The sequence below is a fragment of the Actinophytocola sp. genome (assembly GCF_036002505.1).
Classification (GTDB): Bacteria; Actinomycetota; Actinomycetes; order Mycobacteriales; family Pseudonocardiaceae; genus DASYTH01.
Map to the genome: position 1 here is coordinate 1 of NZ_DASYTH010000282.1, position 21552 is coordinate 21552.

Annotated in this window: 18 protein-coding genes, 1 tRNA gene and 1 pseudogene; 8 read left to right on the forward strand and 12 right to left on the reverse strand. The window is 70.1% G+C overall.

Annotation, left to right across the window (positions count from 1 at the left end; all coding sequences use genetic code 11):
• Positions 1–318 (reverse strand): annotated as a pseudogene (locus VGR06_RS24655) (hypothetical protein); the annotation flags it as partial.
• Between the two features lie 169 nt (positions 319–487).
• Between VGR06_RS24655 and VGR06_RS24660 the strand changes: the two are divergent.
• The 3 genes from VGR06_RS24660 (at position 488) to VGR06_RS24670 (ending at position 3388) form a co-directional block, all read left to right on the forward strand.
• The gene (locus VGR06_RS24660; RefSeq protein ID WP_327561491.1) at positions 488–1990 is read left to right on the forward strand and encodes a S8 family serine peptidase; all 1503 of its coding nucleotides are present in this window, start codon (positions 488–490) and stop codon (positions 1988–1990) included.
• Between the two features lie 186 nt (positions 1991–2176).
• Entirely contained in the window at positions 2177–2680 is a 504-nt protein-coding gene (locus VGR06_RS24665) for a DUF3145 domain-containing protein (RefSeq protein WP_327561492.1), read from the forward strand.
• A 141-nt stretch (positions 2681–2821) separates the two neighbouring features.
• Positions 2822–3388 (forward strand): hypothetical protein, encoded by a 567-nt coding sequence (locus VGR06_RS24670; protein ID WP_327561493.1) that lies wholly within the window; start codon positions 2822–2824, stop codon positions 3386–3388.
• Positions 3389–3410: 22 nt separating this feature from the next.
• Here VGR06_RS24670 and VGR06_RS24675 read toward each other — a convergent pair whose 3' ends face one another.
• The 8 genes from VGR06_RS24675 to aceE form a co-directional block, all read right to left on the reverse strand.
• Positions 3411–4841: an acyl-CoA carboxylase subunit beta gene (locus VGR06_RS24675; protein ID WP_327561494.1), complete on the reverse strand. Its 1431-nt coding sequence runs from the start codon at positions 4839–4841 to the stop codon at positions 3411–3413.
• A 38-nt stretch (positions 4842–4879) separates the two neighbouring features.
• A complete protein-coding gene (locus tag VGR06_RS24680; protein ID WP_327561495.1) occupies positions 4880–6121 on the reverse strand; it encodes a beta-ketoacyl-ACP synthase II in 1242 nt (413 codons plus the stop codon).
• Positions 6122–6151: 30 nt separating this feature from the next.
• Positions 6152–6391, reverse strand: coding sequence for an acyl carrier protein (locus VGR06_RS24685; RefSeq protein WP_327561496.1), 240 nt, complete (start codon positions 6389–6391; stop codon positions 6152–6154).
• A gap of 38 nt (positions 6392–6429) precedes the next feature.
• The gene (locus VGR06_RS24690; RefSeq protein WP_327561507.1) at positions 6430–7398 is read right to left on the reverse strand and encodes a beta-ketoacyl-ACP synthase III; all 969 of its coding nucleotides are present in this window, start codon (positions 7396–7398) and stop codon (positions 6430–6432) included.
• Positions 7399–7400: 2 nt separating this feature from the next.
• Entirely contained in the window at positions 7401–8330 is a 930-nt protein-coding gene (locus VGR06_RS24695; RefSeq protein ID WP_327561497.1) for an ACP S-malonyltransferase, read from the reverse strand.
• Between the two features lie 161 nt (positions 8331–8491).
• A complete protein-coding gene (locus VGR06_RS24700; RefSeq protein WP_327561498.1) occupies positions 8492–9700 on the reverse strand; it encodes a PucR family transcriptional regulator in 1209 nt (402 codons plus the stop codon).
• A gap of 152 nt (positions 9701–9852) precedes the next feature.
• Positions 9853–11481, reverse strand: a complete 1629-nt coding sequence (locus VGR06_RS24705) for an L-lactate permease (protein ID WP_327561499.1) — start codon at positions 11479–11481, stop codon at positions 9853–9855.
• 171 nt (positions 11482–11652) lie between these two features.
• Positions 11653–14427: a pyruvate dehydrogenase (acetyl-transferring), homodimeric type gene (gene aceE / locus VGR06_RS24710; RefSeq protein WP_327561500.1), complete on the reverse strand. Its 2775-nt coding sequence runs from the start codon at positions 14425–14427 to the stop codon at positions 11653–11655.
• Between the two features lie 198 nt (positions 14428–14625).
• Between aceE and VGR06_RS24715 the strand changes: the two genes are divergently transcribed.
• The 5 genes from VGR06_RS24715 (at position 14626) to VGR06_RS24735 (ending at position 19596) form a co-directional block, all read left to right on the forward strand.
• Positions 14626–15057, forward strand: a complete 432-nt coding sequence (locus VGR06_RS24715) for a DUF3052 domain-containing protein (RefSeq protein WP_327561501.1) — start codon at positions 14626–14628, stop codon at positions 15055–15057.
• 81 nt (positions 15058–15138) lie between these two features.
• A complete protein-coding gene (locus VGR06_RS24720) occupies positions 15139–15603 on the forward strand; it encodes a peroxiredoxin (RefSeq protein WP_327561502.1) in 465 nt (154 codons plus the stop codon).
• A gap of 7 nt (positions 15604–15610) precedes the next feature.
• Positions 15611–15682: transfer RNA gene (locus VGR06_RS24725), tRNA-Val, on the forward strand.
• 142 nt (positions 15683–15824) lie between these two features.
• Positions 15825–16091, forward strand: coding sequence for a transposase family protein (locus tag VGR06_RS24730; protein ID WP_414637325.1), 267 nt, complete (start codon positions 15825–15827; stop codon positions 16089–16091).
• A 232-nt stretch (positions 16092–16323) separates the two neighbouring features.
• The gene (locus VGR06_RS24735; RefSeq protein ID WP_327561503.1) at positions 16324–19596 is read left to right on the forward strand and encodes a hypothetical protein; all 3273 of its coding nucleotides are present in this window, start codon (positions 16324–16326) and stop codon (positions 19594–19596) included.
• A gap of 592 nt (positions 19597–20188) precedes the next feature.
• On the opposite strand, the gene VGR06_RS24740 is transcribed toward VGR06_RS24735, so the two are convergent.
• From VGR06_RS24740 to VGR06_RS24750, 3 genes are all read right to left on the reverse strand, one after another.
• Positions 20189–20809: a dihydrofolate reductase family protein gene (locus VGR06_RS24740; protein WP_327561504.1), complete on the reverse strand. Its 621-nt coding sequence runs from the start codon at positions 20807–20809 to the stop codon at positions 20189–20191.
• The gene (locus VGR06_RS24745) at positions 20809–21315 is read right to left on the reverse strand and encodes an SRPBCC family protein (RefSeq protein WP_327561505.1); all 507 of its coding nucleotides are present in this window, start codon (positions 21313–21315) and stop codon (positions 20809–20811) included. The genes VGR06_RS24740 and VGR06_RS24745 overlap by 1 nt, the downstream gene beginning before the upstream one ends.
• Positions 21316–21318: 3 nt before the next feature.
• Positions 21319–21552 (reverse strand): ArsR/SmtB family transcription factor (locus VGR06_RS24750; RefSeq protein ID WP_327561506.1); only part of this gene is annotated, 234 nt, incomplete at its 5' end.

Sequence of the window (21552 nt, forward strand, 5' to 3'; positions counted from 1 at the left end):
ACCGGCCGCCTCCAGCGCGGCCACGCCCGGGTTGACCGCGCCGTCCCCGCGCACCAGCGGCCAGCCGTCGGTCTTCCACTGGCCGGCCAGCGGGGCGTCCAGCCGGACCGCGGGATCCGGCAGGTCCACCCCGACCACGACAAGAATTCCCCGTGGCAGCACCAGAATCGCGTCGACCGGCGCCGCGCAGTGCGGAGGTTTGGCCCCGGTCAGCGCCACCCCGCCGACCACGCCGTCCCCGCGCCCCCACGACGCCAGCGCCGCGCGCACGTCCACACCGACCTCGGATGCCCCGTCACCGAGCCGGATCAGCCACACCGCACACCTCCCAGCTCGTACACGCTTCTCGCGCGTCGCCCCGCTCCACGTTATCGCCGCACCGCTAAGGCCGCTGTATGGATGAGGATTAACGCCGGCTAACCCCGGACGTCACCGAGTCGGGTGTCACTCGTTGAGGGGACATGGTTCCCTGCTGCGAGGAGTTCTCATGTTTGATCGTTTTGCCGCACCGGCGCGGAGACGAATCCGGGCCGCCGCGTTCGCGTTGGCGCTGGTAGCGCTTCCGCTCGGGGCCGGGGCGCGGGCCGCCGCCGCGCCCGCCACCGTGCTGGCGCCGGTGTCGGCGTCACTGTCCGGGCTGCTGGCCACCGCGGCCGACGCGGCGCCGGTGACCGTGCTCGTGCACGGCACCACGCTTGCCGCGGCCGACGATGCGGTCCGGGCCGCGGGGCTCTCCAAGATCACCAGCTTCAAGCGGGTCGGGGTCGTCGTGGCCAGCGGCACGGCCGGCCAGGTGCGTGCCGCCCGGAGCGTGTCCGGCGTGCGGTACCTGGAGAACAACGACAAGCTCCAGCCGTTCTTCAGCACCGGCACCACGGCGACCAGGAGCCTCGCCGCCCAGCAGACGCTGCGCGGCGCGAACGGGGCGCTGCTCGACGGCACCGGCGTGACGGTCGCGGTGGTCGACTCCGGCATCGACCCGACACACCCGGCGTTCAAGGGCGCCAACGGGCAGACCCGGGTCGTGCGCAACCTCAAGAGCGCCTGCGTGGACGAGAGCAGCCAGGACACTAGCTGCATCCTCGACCTGCCGACCACTGTGGACACCGACACGCTGTCCCTCGGCGGCCACGGCACGCACGTCAACGGCATCGCCGCGGGCAGCCCGCTGACCCTGACCGACGGGGTGAAGGTCGGCGGCTCGGCCCCGGGCGCCAAGATCGTGTCGATCTCGACCGGCGCGGTGATCCTGATCGTCGGCGCGGACGCGGCGCTGAACTGGATCCTGGAGAACCACAATGCTCCGTGCGGCGCGGGCGTCCCGGCGTCCACCTGCCCGCCGATCAAGGTGATCAACAACTCCTACGGCCCGACCGGTGGCGGCGAGTTCGACCCGAACTCGGCGACCGCGCTGATCCAGGAGGCGCTCGCCGCCGAGGGCGTGGTCACCGTGTGGGCCAACGGAAACGACGGCGGGAACGGCTCCGCCAACGTGTCCAACCCGCCCGGCCAGGACCCGACCCCGGGCGTGCTGTCCGTGGCCTCGTTCAACGACCAGAGCACCGGCACCCGCGACGGCACGGTCTCGAGCTTCTCCTCGCGCGGCGCCAGCACCCGCCCGTCGACCTGGCCGGACATCTCCGCGCCCGGCGAGAACATCATCTCCGCCTGCCGGCTCTACCTGCCGATCTGCTCGACCGGGCTGGATCCGCACAACGGGCCGGGGCTGCTCGACCTCGGCACGTACAACGTGATCAGCGGGACCTCCATGGCCGCCCCGCAGATCACCGGCATCGTCGCGCAGCTGTTCCAGGCGAAGCCGTCGGCCACCCCGGCGGAGATCGAGAACGCGCTCAAGTCGACCGCGTACAAGTACGCCAACGGCGCCGCGTACCAGGCCGTCGGCCCGTACACGTCCAGTTTCGACAAGGGCACCGGGCTCGTCGACGTCGTGGCCGCGGCCACCTCGCTCGGCGCGACCCCGGCCTGACCCCTCAGTGTGGCACCGGTGGGCGCAGTGGCTACTGTGCTCACCGGTGTGTCCGGCCGTTGTTGTGGCGAAAGTGCACGGTGGCAGGGCAGAATAACGACGGGTAGCGCGGAGTGATCACCCGGCTCGGCCACTCGAGTGAGGACGTAGGGGAAGACGATCCTCGTCGAGTAGCGGAGGTCAGCAGTGAGCGCTCGTGGCAACACCCGTGGCGTGGTGTACGTCCACTCGTCGCCGGCTGCGGTATGTCCGCATGTCGAGTGGGCTATTTCGGGCACCCTCGGTGCGCGCGCCGATCTCCAGTGGACCGCCCAGCCGGCCTCTCCCGGCCAGCTCCGCGCGGAGTGCGGCTGGTCAGCCGAGCCGGGTACCGCGGGGAAGCTGGCCGCCGCGCTGAAGGCCTGGCCGATGATCCGGTTCGAGGTCACCGAGGAGCCGAGTCCCGGTGTCGACGGCGAACGCTTCTGCTACGCCCCGACCCTGGGCCTGTGGCGCGCCCGCACCAGCGCCAACGGCGACATCGTGGTGGGGGAGGACCAGCTGCGCGCGCTGGCCACCGCCGCGCGCGCCGGTGAGTCGTTCGCGCACAGCGTGGACGAGCTGCTCGGCGCCTCCTGGGACGCCGCGCTCGAGCCCTACCGCCGGGCCGGCGACGGCGCGCCGGTGACCTGGCTGCACCGCGTCGGCTGACTAGTGAGGGCTTACCGGCGCCGAGGCCGGGCCGTAGGCCCGCCGAGGGGTCGGTGTCTGCCAACCGCCGGCCGACAACGCCGAGTAGTGCTTCCAGCCCTGCCCTCACCTTGAATGCAACACTGTGCCACCCTGAACGCCATGGCACGCTGGGTGCTTCCGGTCGTTCTGGTCGCGATGATCGCCACCGCCGTGGGTGCGCTGGTGGCCCGGCAGATCTACGCCGAGCCGGAGACGTCCCCGTCCGTCGTCCTCCCCAGCGACCACCCGCTGCCGCCCGGCGAGCAACCCGGCGACCCCACCGTCGCCGGCACCTCCGACGCCGCCGAGCACCCGCTCTACGAAACGGTCCGGGCGCTCCTGCAGACCTACTTCGACGCGATCAACAACCGCCGCTACGACCAGTGGCGCACCGTGGTGACCAAGAACCTGGCCAAGATCTCCCCGGAGAAGTGGCGCGCCGACTTCGGATCCACAAAGGACGGCAGCATCGTGGTCCGCCGGATCGAGAACGGTCCCGTCAACACGGCCCGGGTGCTGCTCAGCTTCACCAGCGTCCAGGACCTCGAGCACGCACCGTACGAGCTGCCGGAGAAATGCATCCACTGGCGCCTCGTCCTGCCCTTCACCGTCGAGGACGGCACCTGGAAGCTCGACACCGGCGTGACCAACCTCGCCTCCCAGCACGAGGCGTGTGAAGTGCCCTGAAGGCCGCCTTCAGGGCAGTCAACTACAACGGGATGTTGCCGTGGGCGCCGCGGCCGGCGGGGGCGGCGGCGAGGGCTTCGGCGAGCTTGCGGCGGGTGTGGCGGGGGTCGATGACCTCGTCGACGACGCCGATGGCCATGGCGCGGTCGACGCCGCCGGCGATGCGCTCGTGTTCCTCGGTCAGGCGGGTGTGCAGGGCTTCCCGCTCCTCTTCGGGGGCGGCGGCCAGGCGCTTGCGGTGCAGGATGCCGACGGCGGCCTTGGCGCCCATGACGGCGACCTGGGCTTCGGGCCAGGCGAACACGGCCGTGGCGCCCAGGGCGCGGGAGTTCATGGCGATGTAGGCGCCGCCGTAGGACTTGCGGGTCACCAGGGTCACCCGGGGCACCACGGCCTCGGCGAAGGCGTGCAGCAGCTTGGCGCCGCGGCGGACCACGCCTTCCCATTCCTGGCCGACACCGGGCAGGTAGCCGGGCACGTCGACCACCACGAGCAGCGGCACGCCGAACGAGTCGCACATCCGCACGAAGCGGGCGGCCTTCTCGGCGGCCAGCGAGTCGAGGCAGCCGCCCTTGCGCAGCGGGTTGTTCGCGATCACGCCCACGGTGCGGCCACCGATGCGGCCGAGACCGACGACGATGTTGGGCGCCCACTTCGCCTGCAGCTCCTCGAAGACCGAGGTGCCGTCCGGGTCATGGTCGAGGATCTCGCGGAGCAGCGGCTTCACGTCGTAGGCGCGGTTGGCGGCCTCGGGCAGCAGCCGGCGCAGGTCCTCCTCCTTGCGCACCGTGTGCAGGTCGAAGAGCCCCGGCTTGGCGAACAGCGAGGTGATCCGCCGGCCGCGGCGGTAGGCGTCGTCCTCGTCGGCGGCCAGCACGTGCACCACGCCGGAGCGCCGGCCGTGCGCCTCCGCGCCGCCGAGCCCCTCCTGGTCGATCTGCTCACCGGTGACCGAGCGGACCACGTCCGGGCCGGTGACGAACACCCGGCCGTCCGGCGACATGATCACGATGTCGGTGAGCGCCGGGCCGTACGCGGCACCGCCGGCGGCCGGCCCGACCACGATCGAGATCTGCGGCACCCGGCCGGACGCCCGGATCATGGCGGCGAACACCGAACCCACGGCGTCCAGCGACTCCACGCCCTCGGCCAGCCGCGCCCCGCCGCAGTGCCAGACGCCGAGCACCGGGCAGCGCTCGCGTACCGCGGTGTCGATGGCCTCGACGATGTGCCGGCACCCCTCGGTGCCCATGGCGCCGCCCATCTTGGTGGCGTCGGTGCAGTAGGCGATCACCTTGGTGCCGTCGATCCGGCCCCGCACGGCGTACACGCCGGAGGAGTCGCTCGGGTGCAGTGGCGCCACCGAGCCCTCGTCGAGCAGCTTGGCGAGCCGAACCTCCGGCTCCCGCGGATCGAGCACGCGGGCCCCCGGCCGGGTGGCCACCATCGTCATCGGGCGCTCCTTGTTGCTTAAGTGGGGATCCACCGGACTCAGGCCGCGGTGAACAAAAGGGCGACGTTGTGCCCGCCGAAGCCGAACGAGTCGTTCACCGCGGCGGTGAGATCGATCTTGCGCGGCTCGCCGGCGACCACGTCCAGCGTCACCTTGGGGTCGAGGTCGTCCAGGTTGAGCGTCGCCGGCACGACGCCGTCGTGGATCGAGAGCACCGTGACGATCGCCTCGACCGCGCCGGCCGCCCCGAGCAGGTGCCCGAACGAGCCCTTCGGTGCGGTCAGCACCGGGTGGTCGCCGATGGCCTTGCGCACCGCGACGACCTCCGCGATGTCGCCGACCGGGGTGGACGTGGCGTGGCAGTTCACGTGGCCGACGTCCGCCGCGTCGATGCCGGCGCTGCGCAGCGCCGCCGAGATGGCCCGCGCCTGCCCGACGCCCTCCGGGTCCGGCGCGGTGATGTGGTATGCGTCGGCGCTCGTGCCGATGCCGGCCAGCCGGGCGTACACCTTGGCCCCGCGCGCGGCGGCGTGCTCCGCCCGCTCGAGCACCACGATGCCCGCGCCCTCGCCGAGCACGAAGCCGTCCCGGTGCGCGTCGAACGGGCGGGAGGCCCGGGTCGGCTCGTCGTTGCGCGTGCTCATGGTGCGGGCCTGGGCGAACCCGGCCATGGTGAGGGGGGTGATGGCCGCCTCCGTGCCACCGCAGAGCACGATGTCGGCCTCGCCGGCGCGGATCATCCGGAAGCCCCAGGCGAGTGCCTCGGCACCGGACGCGCAGGCGGACACCGGGGCGTGCACCCCGGCGCGCGCCTTGAGGTCCAGCCCGACGTGCGCGGCCGGGCCGTTGGGCATCAGCATCGGCACGGTCAGCGGCGACACCTTGCGCAGGCCGGAGTTCTCCAGCAGGTCGTCCTGGGCGAGCACGGTGATCACGCCACCGATGCCGGTGCCGATCACCACGCCGAGCCGGTCGGGGTCGACGTGGTCGGTGTCGCCCGGCTCGCCGAGCCCGGCGTGCCGCCAGGCCTGCCGGGCGGCCACCATCGCCACCTGCTCGCACCGGTCGAGGCGCCGGGCCTCGACCCGGGGCAGGATCTCGGTCGGCTCGACGGCCAGCGTCGCGGCGATGCGCACCGGCAGGTCGAACCGGTCCAGCCAGTCCTTGTCCAAAGTGGACACGCCGCTGCGCCCGGCCAGCATCGCTTCCCAGGTGGACGTCACGTCGCCGCCGAGCGGCGTGGTGGCGCCCATCCCGGTGATGACGACCTCGGTAGTCACGAGACCCTCCCCGTTGTGCGGCACAGAAAGTCAGGCGTTCTTGGCGACGTAGCTCACCGCGTCGCCGACCGTCTTGAGGTTCGCCAGCTCGTCGTCCGGGATCTTGACACCGAACCGGTCCTCGGCCTGGACGGCGATCTCGACCATGGACAGCGAGTCGATGTCCAGGTCGTCCACGAAGGACTTTTCGGCCGTGACGTCTTCGACCGCCACGCCGGCGACCTCTTCGACGATCTCCGCGAGACCCTCGAGAATCTCGTTCTCGCTCAAGCCCTCGTTCTCCATTGCCTTCCTTTCTTGTCGATCAACTAGGGGCAGATCACGACCTGGCCGGCGTAGGACAGCCCGGCCCCGAATCCGACGATCAGGGTCACGTCGCCGGAGCGGATCCGGCCCGCGGCACGCATGTGGTCGATGGCCATCGGGATCGACGCCGACGACGTGTTTCCGGAGTGGACGATGTCGTCGGCGACCACCATGTCCTCGCGCGCGCCGGCCTTGCGCAGCCGCTTCGCGATGGCTTCGACGATCCGCAGGTTCGCCTGGTGCGGAACCAGCACGTCCACATCGGACGGTTGGAGCCCGGCGGCGTCCAGCGCGCGCAGGGCGATCGGGGCGATCTGCGTGGTCGCCCAGCGGAACACCGACTGCCCCTCCTGGAAGATGTACTTCTCGTCGCGCATGTAGATCAGGTCGACCAGGTCGCCGGCCGAGCCCCAGACCACCGGGCCGATGCCCGGCTCGTCGGACGGACCGACCACGGCGGCGCCCGCCCCGTCGGCGAAGATGATCGCGTTGGCCCGGTCGACCGGGTCCACCACGTCGGTCAGCTTCTCCGCGCCGATCACCAGCACCCGGCCGGACGACCCGCCGCGCACGAGGTCCGCGGCGACGCCCAGCGCGTAGCAGAACCCGGCGCAGGCCGCGTTGAGGTCGAACGCCGCGGCGCCCTTGATCCCGATCCGGTCGGCCACCGGGGCGGCGTAGTTCGGGATGGGCACCATGGATGTGCAGTTGGCCAGGATCACGGTGTCCACATCGGACGGTTCGAGCCCGGCGTCGGCCAGCGCGTTCGAACCCGCCACCACGGCCATGTCCTCGGCCGACTCGTCCTTGGCGGCGAACCGGCGCTCCACGATGCCGACCCGCTCCCGGATCCACTGGTCGCTGGTGTCCATGATCTTGGACAGGTCGTCGTTGGTGACCACCTGCTCCGGCTGAGTGCTGCCGAACCCGAGGATCCGGGCGGCATTCACGGTGTTCCCCAGCCGAAGCATCGTCACAGTGCACTCCCGTCGATCAGTTCCGCCACCTTCGCCAGGTCGGCCGGCACCTTCAGCGCCACCGCCGTGACCCCCGTGAGCTCCCGCTTCGCCAGGCCGGTCAGCGTTCCGGCCGGCGGCAGCTCGGCCAGCGCGGTGACACCCAGGCCGGCGAGCGTGGCCAGGCAGGCGTCCCACCGCACCGGGCTGGTGACCTGGGCGACCAGCCGGTCGAGCACCTCGGCGCCGCCGCCGTCCAGCATCTGACCGTCCTTATTGGACAGTAGTGGGCGGGTCGGGTCGGCGACCCGCACGCCCCTCGCCCGCTCCGCCATGGCCTCCCGGGCCGGGGCCATGAAGTGCGTGTGGAACGCGCCGGCCACCTTGAGCTTGATCACCTTGTTGGCCGGGCGGTCCTCCGCCGCGAGCATCTTGTCCAGCGCGTCCGCCGGGCCGGCCGCGACGATCTGGCCCGCCCCGTTGCGGTTGGCCGCGACCAGGTCGAACCCGGCCAGCCAGGCCACCACCTCGTCCGGGTCGCCGCCCATGACGGCGGCCATGCCGGTCGGCTCCAGCGCGCAGGCGGCGGCCATCTCCCGGCCGCGGACCGCGGCCAGGGCCACCGCGTCGTCGGCGTCGAGCGCCCCGGCCATCGCGGCGGCGGCCAGCTCACCGACCGAGTGGCCGGCGACCGCCGTCCCCGCCGGCAGCGTCACCCGGCGCTCCAGCTCACCGAACGCGAGCAGGGCCAGTGCCACCACCAGGGGCTGGGTGACCGCGGTGTCCTTGATCTCCTCGGCGTCCGCCTCGGTGCCGAGCCGGACCAGGTCGAGCCCGGTCAGCTCGGACCAGCGCCCGACCGTCTCCCGCGCGCCGTCCAGTTCGAGCCACGGCGCGAACATGCCGGGGGTCTGCGAGCCCTGACCAGGGGCGAGTAGCGCGAGCACGACACCTACCTTCCCGTTCCCGCGGGCGGGCGGCCATGTCGACAGACACGAATCTAGGACAGGCGTCTTGTAGGTGTCCTACAAAAGTCACCGCCGCATGAACGGTGTTAGCCGGAAAACGTTGTGGGTTTCACATCGCGACACTAGATGGTCATGGCCCGTTACCAAAGTCCCCTCGACCGGGAGAGCCGGCCAACCGCGAGCGCGACCCGCAGCACCAGCGCGTCCCGCGGCAGGTTCGCGTTGCACCCGGTGATCTCGGCCGCCTTGCGCAGCCGGTACCGCACCGTGTTCGGATGCACGAACAGCTGGCGGGCGCAGGACTCCAGCACGCCGCCGGTCTCCAGGTAGGTCTCCACGGTCTCCAGCAGCCCGCCGCCGGCCTGCTCCAGGGGCCGGGCCACCCGGTCGATGAGCTGCCGCTCCGCCTCCGGGTCGCCGGCCAGCGCCCGCTCCGGCAGCAGGTCGGTGGAGCGTACCGGGCGCGGCGCCGCCGGCCAGGCCACCACCGCACGCAGCCCGGACAGCGCGTCGAACGAGCTGCGGTGCGCGTCGGCGATGCTGGGCACGGTCGGCCCGGCGACCACCGGGCCGTCGCCGAACGCGCTCGCCATCTTGACCAGCGCCGTTGCCTCAGCGGGGGCGGCGGTCGGCCCGGCCAGCAGCACCACCAGCCGGGCGCCCTGCAGGCCGAGCAGCACGGGCCGGCCCAGCCGGGCGGCCCGGCTGCGCACCTCGTAGATCACCGTCGGCGGGTCGTCCGACGGCGGGTTGCCGACCAGCACGGTGGTCTGTGCCTCCATGTCCCAGCCCAGCGCCGCCGCCCGGGACAGCAGCGACTCCTCGGCGTCGCCGCGCACGATGCCGTCCACCACCGACGCCTCCAGCCGGGCGTCCCACGCGCCGCGGGCCTCCGCCGCGCTCGCGTACGACATCGCCGAGGTGAACGCCACCTCGCGCCCGTAGCGCAGCACCGCCTCGGCCAGCACCTGCCGCTCGGTGTCGTCCGAGGCCAGGTCCGGCACCTGGGCCTCGAACACCTCCAACGCCACCCGCACCAGCTCGACGGTCTGCCGCAGGGTGATCCACCGGGACAGGTCCTGCGCGTCCGCTCCGCGGAAGGCGTCCGCGGTCAGCTTCAGCGCCTGCCGCTGGTCGCGCAGCCACGCGGTGAACCCGGCCACCCCGGTCTGCGCGATGAACAGCACGCTCGCCCGCTGGTCCGCCGGCATCCGCCCGAACCACGGGAACTGCTTGTCCATCGCCGCCACCGCGGCCGAGGCGATCTTCCCCGACGCCTTGTCCAGCGCGGCGAACGTCGCGGCCGACAGACCCGAGCTGTCCTCGGGATCCTCGGGTGCGCCGCGCATGGCTAGAGAATCGCACGCCCAACCCCGCCGTCCCACGATAGGGGGACGTGGCTGGCCACATGATCATTGACCGTCCATAGTGGAATTACCGGTGGGGACCGGGGAGATGGGCCGCCTGGCACGAGCGCACCGTTCGCCAGGCGGCCCTTTGCTCAGGGCAGCATCCAGCCCAGCACGCTGGTGCTCTGCAGGGTCACCAGCACGCACATCACCAGCAGCAGGCCGAGGCTCCAGGGGAGGACCTTCCGGAGGAGGCCGCCTTCCTCGCCGGGGAGCTGCGCGGCGACGCAGGCGATCGTGAGGTTCTGCGGCGAGATCATCTTGCCGAGCACGCCGCCGGAGCTGTTCGCCGCGGCCAGCAGGTCGGGGGACAGGCCCGCCTTCGACGCGGCGCTGAACTGCAGGGCGCCGAACAGCGCGTTCGCCGAGGTGTCCGAACCGGACACGGCGACGCCGAACCAGCCGAGAATCGGCGACAGGAACGCCAGGCCCGCGCCCGCGCCGGCGACGAAGTTGCCGATCGTGGTGGTCTGCCCGGACAGGTTCATCACGTAGGCCAGGGCCAGGACGCTCGCCACGGTGAGGATGGCGAACCGCAGCTGGAACGCCGTCGAGGCCCACTCCTTGGCCGCGGCCTTCGCTCCGATCGGCAGGACGATCGCGGTGATGATGCCGGCGATCAGCACCAGGGTGCCGCCCGCGGCCAGCAGCGCCAGCGAGAACCGGTTGCCCGAGACGGCTTTTCCGGCCGAGCTCACGATGTTCAGCAGCGGCCAGTGGAAGCTGATCGTGGCCTTCGCCAGCAGCGGCTTGATGCCGGGGAGTTGGGCGATCGCGAAGATCGCCACGATGATCCCGTACGGTGCGTAGGCCAGCACGATGTCCCGGCGGGAGTCCCGTTCCTCCAGCTCGGCGGTGGCCGTCGTACCGCCGCCGCCGGTCAGCACCGACTCCCGGACCTCGGCGTTGGCGGTGCGGCGGGCATGCGGCATCAGCATCAGGGCGGCCGCGCCGGCCAGCGCCGAGCCGATGTCGGACAGCTCCGCGGTCACGTAGTTGGAGACCAGGAACTGCGCCACGCCGAACGAGATGCCGCAGACCAGCGCCGGCGCCCACAGCTCGCGCACGCCGCGCCTGCCGTCGATGAGCAGGAGCAGCACCAGCGGCACGAAGACGGCCAGCACCGGGGTCTGCCGGCCGACCATGGAGGACATGACGTCGAGCGGCCGCCCGGTCACCTGGGCCAGCGTGATCACCGGCGTGGCCAGCGCGCCGAACGCGACCGGCGCGGTGTTCGCGACCAGGCTGACCACCGCCGCGCGCACCGGCGAGAAGCCCAGCGCGATCAGCATCACCGCCGAGATCGCCACCGGCGCGCCGAACCCGGCCAGCGCCTCCATCAGCGCGCCGAAGCAGAACGCGACGATCAGCCCCTGGATCCGCGGGTCGTCGCTGACCCGCCCGAACGAGCGCCGGAGCACGTCGAAGTGCCTGGTGCGCACGGTCATGTTGTAGATCCACAGCGCGTTGACGACGATCCACATGATCGGGAACAGCCCGAACACCGCGCCCTGGACAGCGCTGGAGAGCGCCTGGTCGACCGGCATGCGGTATACCGCCATCGCGACCAGAAGAGCCACGACCAGGCCCGCGATGGCCGCCACGTGCGCCTTGAGCCGCAGCACCCCCAACAAAATCAACACCGTGACCAGCGGCAACGCCGCCATCAGGGCGGATAACCCAAGGGATCCGGCGAGCGGGGCAAGCTGCTGCGTGAACATCCGACCTCCCGGCTGCTGCGGCGGGGGCACTCCCGGATGTGATTAACACGCCGTCCCGCAGGTCGGGAAGATCCTTGCGACCAAAGGCGGCTTCACGCGACGAACCGGCCGAAATGTGCGATGAAAGCGTCCTTACTCACGCCCAGTGCGAGGAAGGACGCTTTCACCGCATCAGGCCACTCCGGGGTCCGAGGTCTGGGGGCCGGCTGCCGATACGTCGTCGATCTTGTAGCGGCGGGCGGCTTCGACGACGGTTGACTGGTCGACTTCGCCGCGGCGGGCCAGGGCGGCGAGGACGCCGACCGTGATCGACTCGCCGTCGACGAGGAAGTGGCGGCGGGCGGCGGGGCGGGTGTCGGAGAAGCCGAAGCCGTCGGTGCCGAGGCTGACCATGTCGGTGGGAATCCAGGGCCGGATCAGGTCGGGGACGGCGCGCATCCAGTCCGAGACGGCCACGACCGGGCCGGTGGTGGCGGCGAGGGTGGTTGTCACGTAAGGGACTCTGGGCTCGGCCTCGGGGTGCAGGAGGTTGTGGCGGTCGACCTCGACGGCTTCGCGGCGGAGCTCCGACCAGGAGGTGGCGGACCAGACGTCGGCGTGGACCTGCCACTCGTCGGCCAGGAGCTGCTGGGCCTTCAGCGCGGACGGCATGCCGACGCCGGAGGCCAGGATCTGGGCGGCGGGCCCGGCGCTGGAGGGGGCCGGCTGGTAGCGGTAGAGGCCGCGGAGCAGGCCTTCGACGTCGAGGTTCTCCGGTTCGGCCGGCTGGACGTAGGGCTCGTTGTAGACGGTGAGGTAGTAGAAGATGTCCTCGGCCTGCTCGCCGCACATCCGGCGCAGGCCGTCCCGGACGATGTGGGCGATCTCGAAGGACCAGGCGGGGTCGTAGGCGATCACCGCGGGGTTGGTGGCGGCCAGCAGCAGCGAGTGGCCGTCGTTGTGCTGCAGGCCTTCGCCGGTCAGCGTGGTGCGGCCAGCGGTGGCGCCGAGCAGGAAGCCGCGGGCCATCTGGTCGGCGGCCGCCCAGATCTCGTCGCCGGTGCGCTGGAAGCCGAACATCGAGTAGAAGATGTAGATCGGGATCATCGGCTCGCCGTGGGTGGCGTACGAGGTGCCGGCGGCGATGAACGACGCGGTGGAGCCGGCCTCGTTGATCCCCTCGTGCAGGATCTGGCCTCGCTCGCTTTCCTTGTAGGACAGCATGAGCGATGCGTCGACCGAGGTGTAGGTCTGGCCGAGCGGGTTGTAGATCTTCTGCGTCGGGAACATCGAGTCCATGCCGAACGTGCGGGCCTCATCCGGGATGATCGGGACGAGCCGCGGGCCGATCTCGGGGTCCTTGGCCAGGTCGCGGACCAGCCGGACGAACGCCATCGTGGTGGCGACCTCCTGCTTGCCGGACCCGCGCTTGATCACGTCGTAGACCTGGTCGCCGGGCAGCACCAGCGCTTTGGCCTTGCCGCGCCGTTCCGGCACGAACCCGCCGAGCTGGCGGCGCCGCTCCAGCAGGTACTGGATCTCCGGCGCGTCCGGGCCCGGGTGGTAGTACGGCGGCAGGTACGGGTCGCGCTCGAGGTCGGTGTCGGCGATCGGGATGCGCAGCGTGTCCCGGAACAGCTTCAGGTCGTCCAGGGTCATCTTCTTCATCTGGTGCGTGGCGTTGCGCGCCTCGAAGTGCGGGCCCAGGCCGTAGCCCTTGATGGTCTTGGCCAGGATCACGGTCGGCTGGCCGTGGTGCTCGGTGGCCGCCTGGTAGGCCGCGTACACCTTGCGGTAGTCGTGGCCGCCGCGCTTGAGGTTCCAGATGTCCTGGTCGGTCAGCGGCGCCACCAGCTCCTTGGTGCGCGGGTCGCGGCCGAAGAAGTGCTCGCGGACGAACGCGCCGTCGTTGGCCTTGTAGGTCTGGTAGTCGCCGTCCGGGGTGGTGTTCATCAGGTTCACCAGCGCGCCGTCCCGGTCGGCGTGCAGCAGCGCGTCCCACTCCCGGCCCCAGATCACCTTGATCACGTTCCAGCCGGCGCCGCGGAAGAACGCCTCCAGCTCCTGGACGATCTTCCCGTTGCCGCGCACCGGGCCGTCCAGCCGCTGCAGGTTGCAGTTGATCACGAACGTGAGGTTGTCCAGGCCCTCGTTGGCCGCGACGTGGATCAGCCCGCGGGACTCCGGCTCGTCCATCTCGCCGTCGCCGAGGAAGGCCCACACGTGCTGGTCGGTAGTGTCCTTGATGCCGCGGTCGCGCAGGTACCGGTTGAACCGCGCCTGGAAGATCGCGTTCATCGGGCCGAGGCCCATGGACACGGTCGGGAACTCCCAGAAGTCCGGCATCAGGCGCGGATGCGGGTAGGACGGCAGCCCGCCGCCCGGCCCCGCGTGCGAGAGCTCCTGGCGGAACCCGTCCAGTTGATCGGCGCTTAGCCGCCCCTCCAGGAACGCTCGGGCGTACATGCCGGGGGAGGCGTGGCCCTGGAAGTAGACGTGGTCGCCGCCGCCGGGGTGATCCTTGCCGCGGAAGAACCAGTTGAAGCCGACCTCGTAGAGCGTGGCGGAGGAGGCGTAGGTGGAGATGTGCCCGCCGACGCCCACCCCGGGGCGCTGCGCGCGGTGCACGGTCATGGCCGCGTTCCACCGGATCCACGCCCGGTAGCGGCGCTCGGTCTCCTCGTCGCCGGGGAACCACGGCTCCCGCTCGGTGGGAATCGTGTTGACGTAGTCCGTGCTGGTCAGGGCCGGCACGCCGACGCCGCTCTCCCGGGCACGCTCGAGCAGCCGCAGCATCAGGTACCGCGCGCGCTGCTGCCCGCCGCCCTGGACGACGTGGTCGAAGGACTCCAACCACTCCGCGGTCTCCTCCGGGTCGATGTCCGGCAGGTAGGCCGCAAGGCCGTCGCGGATGACCCGTACCCGTTCGGGCCTGTTCGTGCCGCTCGCACTGCTCTGGGTAGCCAAGGGTTCTCCATATGCTGGTCTTTGTTCCACGGTACTGCTCCGTCCGGGTCCGCCGTCATCCTTACCAGCCGGTAGTGGAGGCTGCAGCGAGTGACGCATGAGTTCCGGCGTGTCGAGCATTCGACGGTTGCGCAGGTGGGTGTCGCCAGTGTTCGCTGTCGCAAGACTGTTCGCTCGGGGCAAATGGAGGAGTAGGCCGTGGTCGCCGCGGAAGACGCCGGGAAGGTCGGCGTCGCCGAAAGGCTCGGGATTGAAGCCAACATGGTGGTCCAGGAGATCGGCTGGGACGAGGACGTCGACGACGACGTGCGTGCCGCGATCGAGGAGAAGATCGGCGGTGACCTGCTCGACGAGGATGCCGACGAGGTCGTGGACGTGGTGCTGCTGTGGTGGCGCGAGGACGACGGCGACCTGGTGGACGCCCTGATGGACGCCATCAGTCCGCTCGCGGACAACGGCGTGATCTGGGTGCTCACCCCGAAGACGGGTCGGCCCGGGCACGTCGAGCCGTCCGATATCGCCGAGGCGGTGCCGACCGCGGGCCTGGCCCAGACGTCGAACGCCAGCGTGGGCGACGACTGGGCCGCCACCCGGCTGGTCGCGCCGAAGTCGGTGAAGCCCAAGCGCTGAACACCACCCCACCTCGGCCACCGGTTGCCCTAGGCTTGGGTCGCAAACCAGCCGGACACGTTGTCAGGAGGGCTCACGGGCATGGCGGTCGAGGTGGGGGCCAAGGCTCCCGATTTCACGCTCAGCGACTACAACCGGCAACAGGTGACGCTATCGTCGTTCCAGAACGACAAGAACGTGCTGCTCGTGTTCTACCCGTTCGCGTTCAGCGGCATCTGCACCAGCGAGCTGTGCCAGGTCCGTGACGAGCTCGCCGACTACACCAACGCCAACGTCCAGATCCTCGGCGTGTCCGTGGACTCCCCCTTCACCCTGAAAGCCTGGGCCGACCACGAAGGCTACAAGTTCCCCCTGCTCTCGGACTTCTGGCCACACGGCGCCGTAGCCTCACAATACGGTGTCTTCAACGACAAAGCCGGCCTGGCCAACCGCGGCACCTTCCTCGTCGACAAAACCGGTACCGTCCGCTTCGTCGAAATCAACTCCCCCGGCGAAGCCCGAGACCAGAACGCCTGGAAAAAAGCCATCGAAACCATTCCGGCCTAACCGCCGGGGGCGCATAGCTCAGCGGAAGAGCACTCGGTTTACACCCGAGCGGTCGCAGGTTCGAGTCCTGCTGCGCCCACTGTTTCCGCAGGTCGGAGGCCCTTTTGGGTCCTCGATTCGTACCGGTTTTGTCCCCGACGGTCGATTTACCGTCGAAAAACTCGCCTGACGCGGCTTGATCATCTCTAGGACCTCAGCGCTACGAAGGCGAGTCCGACACCATCACCGTAGCGTCCAAGAAACCCCAGAATGGCCAGCTCACCGACACCGAGCAGATGTTCAACAAGGCCCACAATGGGATACGGGCCGTCGGTGAGCGCGGCAACGCCCTGCTGAAGATGACCTTCAAAGCCCTCCGGAACATCAGCCTCAACCCTTGGCTGATCGGCAAGATCGTCGCTGCGGCGCTGGTGATCCTGCACATCGATCACGGCGCACCACATGATCACCCACAGCAACACGAGGTTACGCGGAAAGGCTCAGTGTGACGACCAAGAACCCGGGGCGGTGTAACCCTCATCTTTTCGCCATTTTCCTTTCGTGCCTTCTTGGGGTCTGTGAAGGGCACGCGGAGCCGATCACACAACTGCTGGGACCCGAACTCGGGGGCACTCCTGGGTGCCGCATTATGTCAACACGGTTGGTCGGAAAGGCTGATTGCCGCTGTTGGCGGGCTGTGGGACGGTGGGTCCGGGTTCGCGCCTGTTGGGGTGGTGGGCGATGGCGTTGTGGCGTACCTGGGCGGTCGTGGCTTCAGCGGCGATGGTGGTGTCGGGTTTCGTGGTGGGGGCTCAGCCCGCCTATGCGGTCCCGGCATCGGCATCGTGTTCGGAGGCCGGGGTCACCTGGCGGGTGGATCATGAGAAGTCCAGCACGGTGTTCGGGCCGGCGGTGCAGGTCACGGGGCTGAAGCGGATTCAGGGTGGAACGGAGACCGACGGGTCGGGTCTGACCTGGGAGCTCCGCTATGATCATCTGCCGGCGGACTACCCGCCGGCCAGCCCGCCGCCGACGTGGCCGGGTTCGTACCCGACATCGTTCACCTCGGTCCGCGGCACGCTGACGCCGTCGGGGGTGGGCCGGGTGGTGGTGGAATATCTGTCACCGCGCTTGGTGAGCCCGGATGGTGCTTGCACGGTTTATCTTTCGCCGTTTTTTCGCAACGCCGCCCAGTCGGCGTGGCCGAGGGTGGCCGTGCTCGGAGACGATCTCGTCCACCAGCTGAACGATCGGGATTTCAACACCAACCAGAGCGCATTCCAGGGCTACGTCGAAGCGTTGTTGAACGGCGGGCAGATCCGTACCGAGGTGGAAGGCCACACCGGGGCCCGCTGGACCAGTGATGGCTCCTCCGCTCCGCTCGACCGCGCCAACAGCAATCTGCTGGACGAGTTCCGGGGCTTGGCGGAGTACGACCTGAGCGGCACGGTGGTGGCGCTGGGCCTGAACGACGCTTTGTACATTGCCGCCGGGGTGGACCAGGCGGCTCGGGACGCCCGCCTGCGGGAGGTGACCGACAAGCTGGCGACCGAGGCCGCCGAGATCAGCGCCAGGTCGGGCTGCCTGGCGGTGGTGACCGCGCCGGAGAACGCGTCGAACCTGAGTCCGAACTACGCGGCGGCGGCCAAGTCAGTCAACGACTGGTTCCGCTTCGTGACCACCGTCGGTGGACCTTATGACAATGTCGAATTGATCGATTTCGGCGCGGAGGCCGGGAGTCACACATTCACCGACCCGCAGCCGTGGTTCGGGCCGGACAACGTCCACCTGGCGGGCGCGGGCCTGCTGGTGTACACGGCGGAGCTGGGCAAGGCCGCCGCGCGCTGCGCCACCAGCGTCACGTTGTGGGGCAAGCAGGGAACCCTCGACAAGGGTGTGCTGGCCGGCAAGACCCAGGTGCCCTCGGGCCAGCGTTACGGCACCCGGGCGGTGACCGGCTGGACCCCGTTGCCCGGCCAGCAGCCATGGTTCTCGGCCATCGCGAATGACGGGACGATCTTCAGCATGACCGTGGGGTCGAACCTCAATGTGTTCAACACCGCCGGGGAGGGAATGTCGATTCCCGCCTTCGACCCGGACTCGGGGTCCTACACGAACATCAAGGTCAAGACCGACCGCAACAAGACAATCATCAGGGCGCCCGACGGTGACGCCGCCGGCTGGGATATCGGCGACATCGATTCCTATTCTGGCGGCAACGCGATCGTCTTCACCGGGAGCAACCTCGGCTGGCCCGCCTGGCAGAATCCCGACACCGACGGCTTCTACCCGGTGTTCGGCATCCTGACCAAGGCCGGTGACGGCACCTGGCGAGTCGCCGAAGGGCCCGACAACAACGGCGACGGCCTGCCCGACTGGCGCAACTCCTGGTCCTCACGGGAACTCGTGGCCGCGACCCTCGCCGCCGACCCGCAACGCGGTCAGCAACTTGCCGATCTGCTCTGCCCGCAGAGCGCCGGCGAGCCGCCGAACTGCTTCTGGTTGAACGAGTTGGCGGTGCTGCCCCAGTCACAGGACATCGCCATTGCCCAGTACAGCAACAAAGTGGCCGTGCTGAAGGTCGACGGACCCGACTCGTCCGGCAGGTACGCCGCCCGCATCGGCGGCGTCTACGCGATCCCGGAGATCGACGACCCGAGCTGGGACGACCCGGCCCACAAGATCGGGATTGGCGCGCGCGAGGTGCAGGCCGACCCGACCAGTGCCCTCGGCGACGAACGGTTCGCGCTGAGCGCGGACATGAGCGCCGACCGGTACAACCAGGACGGCCAGGTGGTGTCCCAGGTCATCAACGGACCCATCATCGAGTTCGGCTACACCGCGGGCACCGGCGACGTCACGCCCACCTCGGCGCCATTCCTCAGCGGCGAGGTGGACCCGACCATCGAGCCGGTGACCGGGCTGAAGGCCACCACCGGCATGGGCGCCATGCATTACGACACCCTCGGCAACCTCTGGCTGCCGTGGGGCGGCCTGGGCGCCAAGGTGTACGTGAAGACCTCCGGCGGCCGCACGTTCTCCCGCGCCCCCTGCCTGCAGGCCGGCAAGCCGCTGCAGGACTACGTGGCCACCCTGCCGGGTGCCCGGGCCATGTGGGGCACGGTCTGCCCGGCCGACTACAACATCCGTCAGCCCGACCTGGTGGGCCCGGTATTCAAGGTCATGGAAGATCCGGCCACCCACAACATTGTCATCGGAAGCTGGCCCAGCGCCAACACCATCGTGGTTGAGCCGCACGGCAGCGGGACCACCATGACCTTCCGGGTCAGCGATCCGGCGGCCCCCGTCGCCCAGGGCGTGACGACCGAAAGGGCGGACCCCTGCTGCACTCCGTGGATCGCGGCCATGCTCGGGCCGGTCGACGCGTCGGGCCGAACCTGGTTCCACGTGTCCCAGGGCAAGAACCCGGGCGCGCCCGACGACACCGAACACCAGACCAAGGTCTACGACCAGTGGATGTACTCGGTCGATCTGTCCAGGCTGCTGGGCCGCGAGCCGGTGCAGCTGACCGCGAAGCCAAGCCAGGCAAGCATTGTCCAGGCCGAACTGACCTCGACCTTCACCACCGCCCAGGGGCCGGGGCAACCCGCGGTCACCGACGTGACCTCGGACGCCGCGCTGTCCGTCTGCCCGTTCTTCCAGCCCTGCACGGACCCGGTCAGCGGCGTGAACGGCGGTTTCGCCCTGGGCGACGACAACACCGGAACCACCGCGGCGACCACCGCCGACTACCGCATCGCCATCCCCAAAACCGGGATCTACCAACTGATCTACCGAGCCGCCAACCGGCGCACCAGCGGCGCGGCCGTGATCCGCACAACCATCGACGGCGCCAGCCCGATCAACACGACGATCTCCAACACCAGCTTCCAGGACGTCACCGGCCCCACAATCACCCTGTCCGCGGGCACCCACACCCTGCGACTCGCCTCCGCTCCGAATGCGTTCGGCTGGCAATTGGACTGGATGAAATTCACCAGGGGAAGCGGATGACCAGCCCCGACGGGTTGCCCCAAAAGTCCCGTGCGGTTGTCCCACCCGCACTGCCAGACCGTCGGGAGCAATGTTCGAGACCTGATAGCAGTGCATCATCGTCACACGGCATGGCACTGACCTACCGTCCACCCGAGGCGTCGAGCCCACTGGTTCACGCGCCGCGCGCCAGCTTGGTGGCCTGATGGCCGGCGCCATGCATGAGGAGGGCGAGAGCGGTCATTGACCGGGTGAAGACCGACGGCGCGGCCTGGCTGGGCGGCACGGTCTGGTATGGCCGCCCGGCGATGCGAACCTCAGTGTCGAACTTTGTCGACGACGCGGGACGGTCAGCGGGCGCCGGTGGCTACCGGTGGTTGGCGGCGTGACAATGGCGCCGGTGCACGGCCGCGGCCTCCGGGTACCACGCGGCGTTCAGCGGCCCCTACACGGTCGCCGCGGCGCTGCTCGGCGGCGGCCTCGGCGTGTCCCACGAGGACTTCACCGCCGCCGCCCGTGACCCCCGCCGCCTCGCCCTGGCCGCCCTGGTGCGCTGCGTCGAGGATCTCACCGCGCTGCTGACCTCGGCGGGGGAGCGCTGAGGTCGAGACAGTTACCGCTCCCGGACGGCGTAGGCCAGGTGGGTCACCCGCTGCGTCGGCTCCGCGCGGCCCGGCTCCAGGGCCACGCGGCCCGCGTCCACGCCGTCGAACAGGCGGATTCCGGAGCCGAACAGCACGGGTGAGAGCGCGATCGTGAACTCGTCGATCAGGCCGGCGTTCACGTACTCCAGGATCGTTGCGCCGCCGCCCGCGATGCGGACGTCGCGGTCGCCGGCGGCCTCGCGGGCCTGGTCGAGCGCGGGCTCGATGCCGTCGTTGACGAAGTGGAAGGTGGTCCCACCGGGCCGCTGCCAGGGGTCACGCTTCTCGTGCGTCACGACGAAGACCGGCGTGTGGAACGGCGCCTCCTGCGGCCACGCCGGCTCGCCGGCGTCGAACATGCGCTTGCCCATGACGCTCGCGCCGGTGCGCTCGAACGTCTTCCGCACGATGTCGTTGTCCGGCCCTTCCTCGCCGCCCTCGCCGAGCTTCAGGTTCTCCCGGAAGAACCGCAGCGGGAACATCCACTGCTGCAGTTCCATCCACTGCTGCCCCATCAAGTCCTCAAGGTTCTCGGGCGCGATGAACCCGTCCAGCGACATCGTCACGCTGAAGAACACCTTCCCGGCCATCAGTCCTCAACTCCCTTCCGAACGATCTCGGTGACGTAGGCAGCCAGGTTGCTCAGGGTCTGCTGGCCGCCCTCGATCGCGTGGTACTTCTCGACCGCCTCGTCGCGCAGTTCCTTGGTGGGGAACACCGTGCGCATCTCGATCCGGGTCGCCGCGCCGTCGGGCGCGAAGGTCAGGACCGACTCGAAGGCGTTCGGGTCGCCGCGGGACTCACCGTGGCGCAGCGCGATCCGCTCCGGCGGGGCGATCTCGGTCCAGGAGATCCACTCCTGGTAGTCCGTCCCGTCCGGTCCGTGCAGCACGAAGTCCCACTCCCCGCCGACGCGGAACTCGAACGACTGCGTGGTGGTGGTGAACCCCTCCGGTCCCCACCACCGCGACAGGTGCCGGACCTCGGTGAACGCCTCGAACACCAGCTCTCGTGGGGCGTCGATGACCCGGGAGATGACGATCTCCCGGTCGGCCGTCGCCGGCTCCGCCCGCGTTTCTTGCCTTGCCCCTGCCATCGGTCAGTCCCCCCGCCGTGCTTGCTCGAGGTCCTGCACGTACGCGTCCAGCCGGTCGAAGCTCTCGTTCCAGAACCGCTCGAACCCACCGGTCCACTCGTGCACCGGTCGCAGCCCGCGGGCGTCGAGGCCGTACAGGCGCTGCTTGCCCGCCTTGCGGTCTCGCACCAGCCCGACCTCGCGGAGCACCCGCAGGTGCTTGGACGCCCCCGGCTGAGCCATCCCCAGCTCCTGGGC

What these genes read in the sequence shown, in the direction of transcription:
- VGR06_RS24660 (WP_327561491.1), top strand. Translation starts at nt 488, where the DNA reads ATGTTTGATCGTTTTGCCGCACCGGCGCGGAGACGAATCCGGGCCGCC.
- VGR06_RS24670 (WP_327561493.1), top strand. Translation starts at nt 2,822, where the DNA reads ATGGCACGCTGGGTGCTTCCGGTCGTTCTGGTCGCGATGATCGCCACC.
- VGR06_RS24675 (WP_327561494.1), bottom strand. Translation starts at nt 4,841, where the DNA reads ATGACGATGGTGGCCACCCGGCCGGGGGCCCGCGTGCTCGATCCGCGG.
- VGR06_RS24690 (WP_327561507.1), bottom strand. Translation starts at nt 7,398, where the DNA reads ATGCTTCGGCTGGGGAACACCGTGAATGCCGCCCGGATCCTCGGGTTC.
- VGR06_RS24700 (WP_327561498.1), bottom strand. Translation starts at nt 9,700, where the DNA reads ATGCGCGGCGCACCCGAGGATCCCGAGGACAGCTCGGGTCTGTCGGCC.
- VGR06_RS24705 (WP_327561499.1), bottom strand. Translation starts at nt 11,481, where the DNA reads ATGTTCACGCAGCAGCTTGCCCCGCTCGCCGGATCCCTTGGGTTATCC.
- VGR06_RS24720 (WP_327561502.1), top strand. Translation starts at nt 15,139, where the DNA reads ATGGCGGTCGAGGTGGGGGCCAAGGCTCCCGATTTCACGCTCAGCGAC.
- VGR06_RS24735 (WP_327561503.1), top strand. Translation starts at nt 16,324, where the DNA reads ATGGCGTTGTGGCGTACCTGGGCGGTCGTGGCTTCAGCGGCGATGGTG.
- VGR06_RS24740 (WP_327561504.1), bottom strand. Translation starts at nt 20,809, where the DNA reads ATGGCCGGGAAGGTGTTCTTCAGCGTGACGATGTCGCTGGACGGGTTC.
- VGR06_RS24745 (WP_327561505.1), bottom strand. Translation starts at nt 21,315, where the DNA reads ATGGCAGGGGCAAGGCAAGAAACGCGGGCGGAGCCGGCGACGGCCGAC.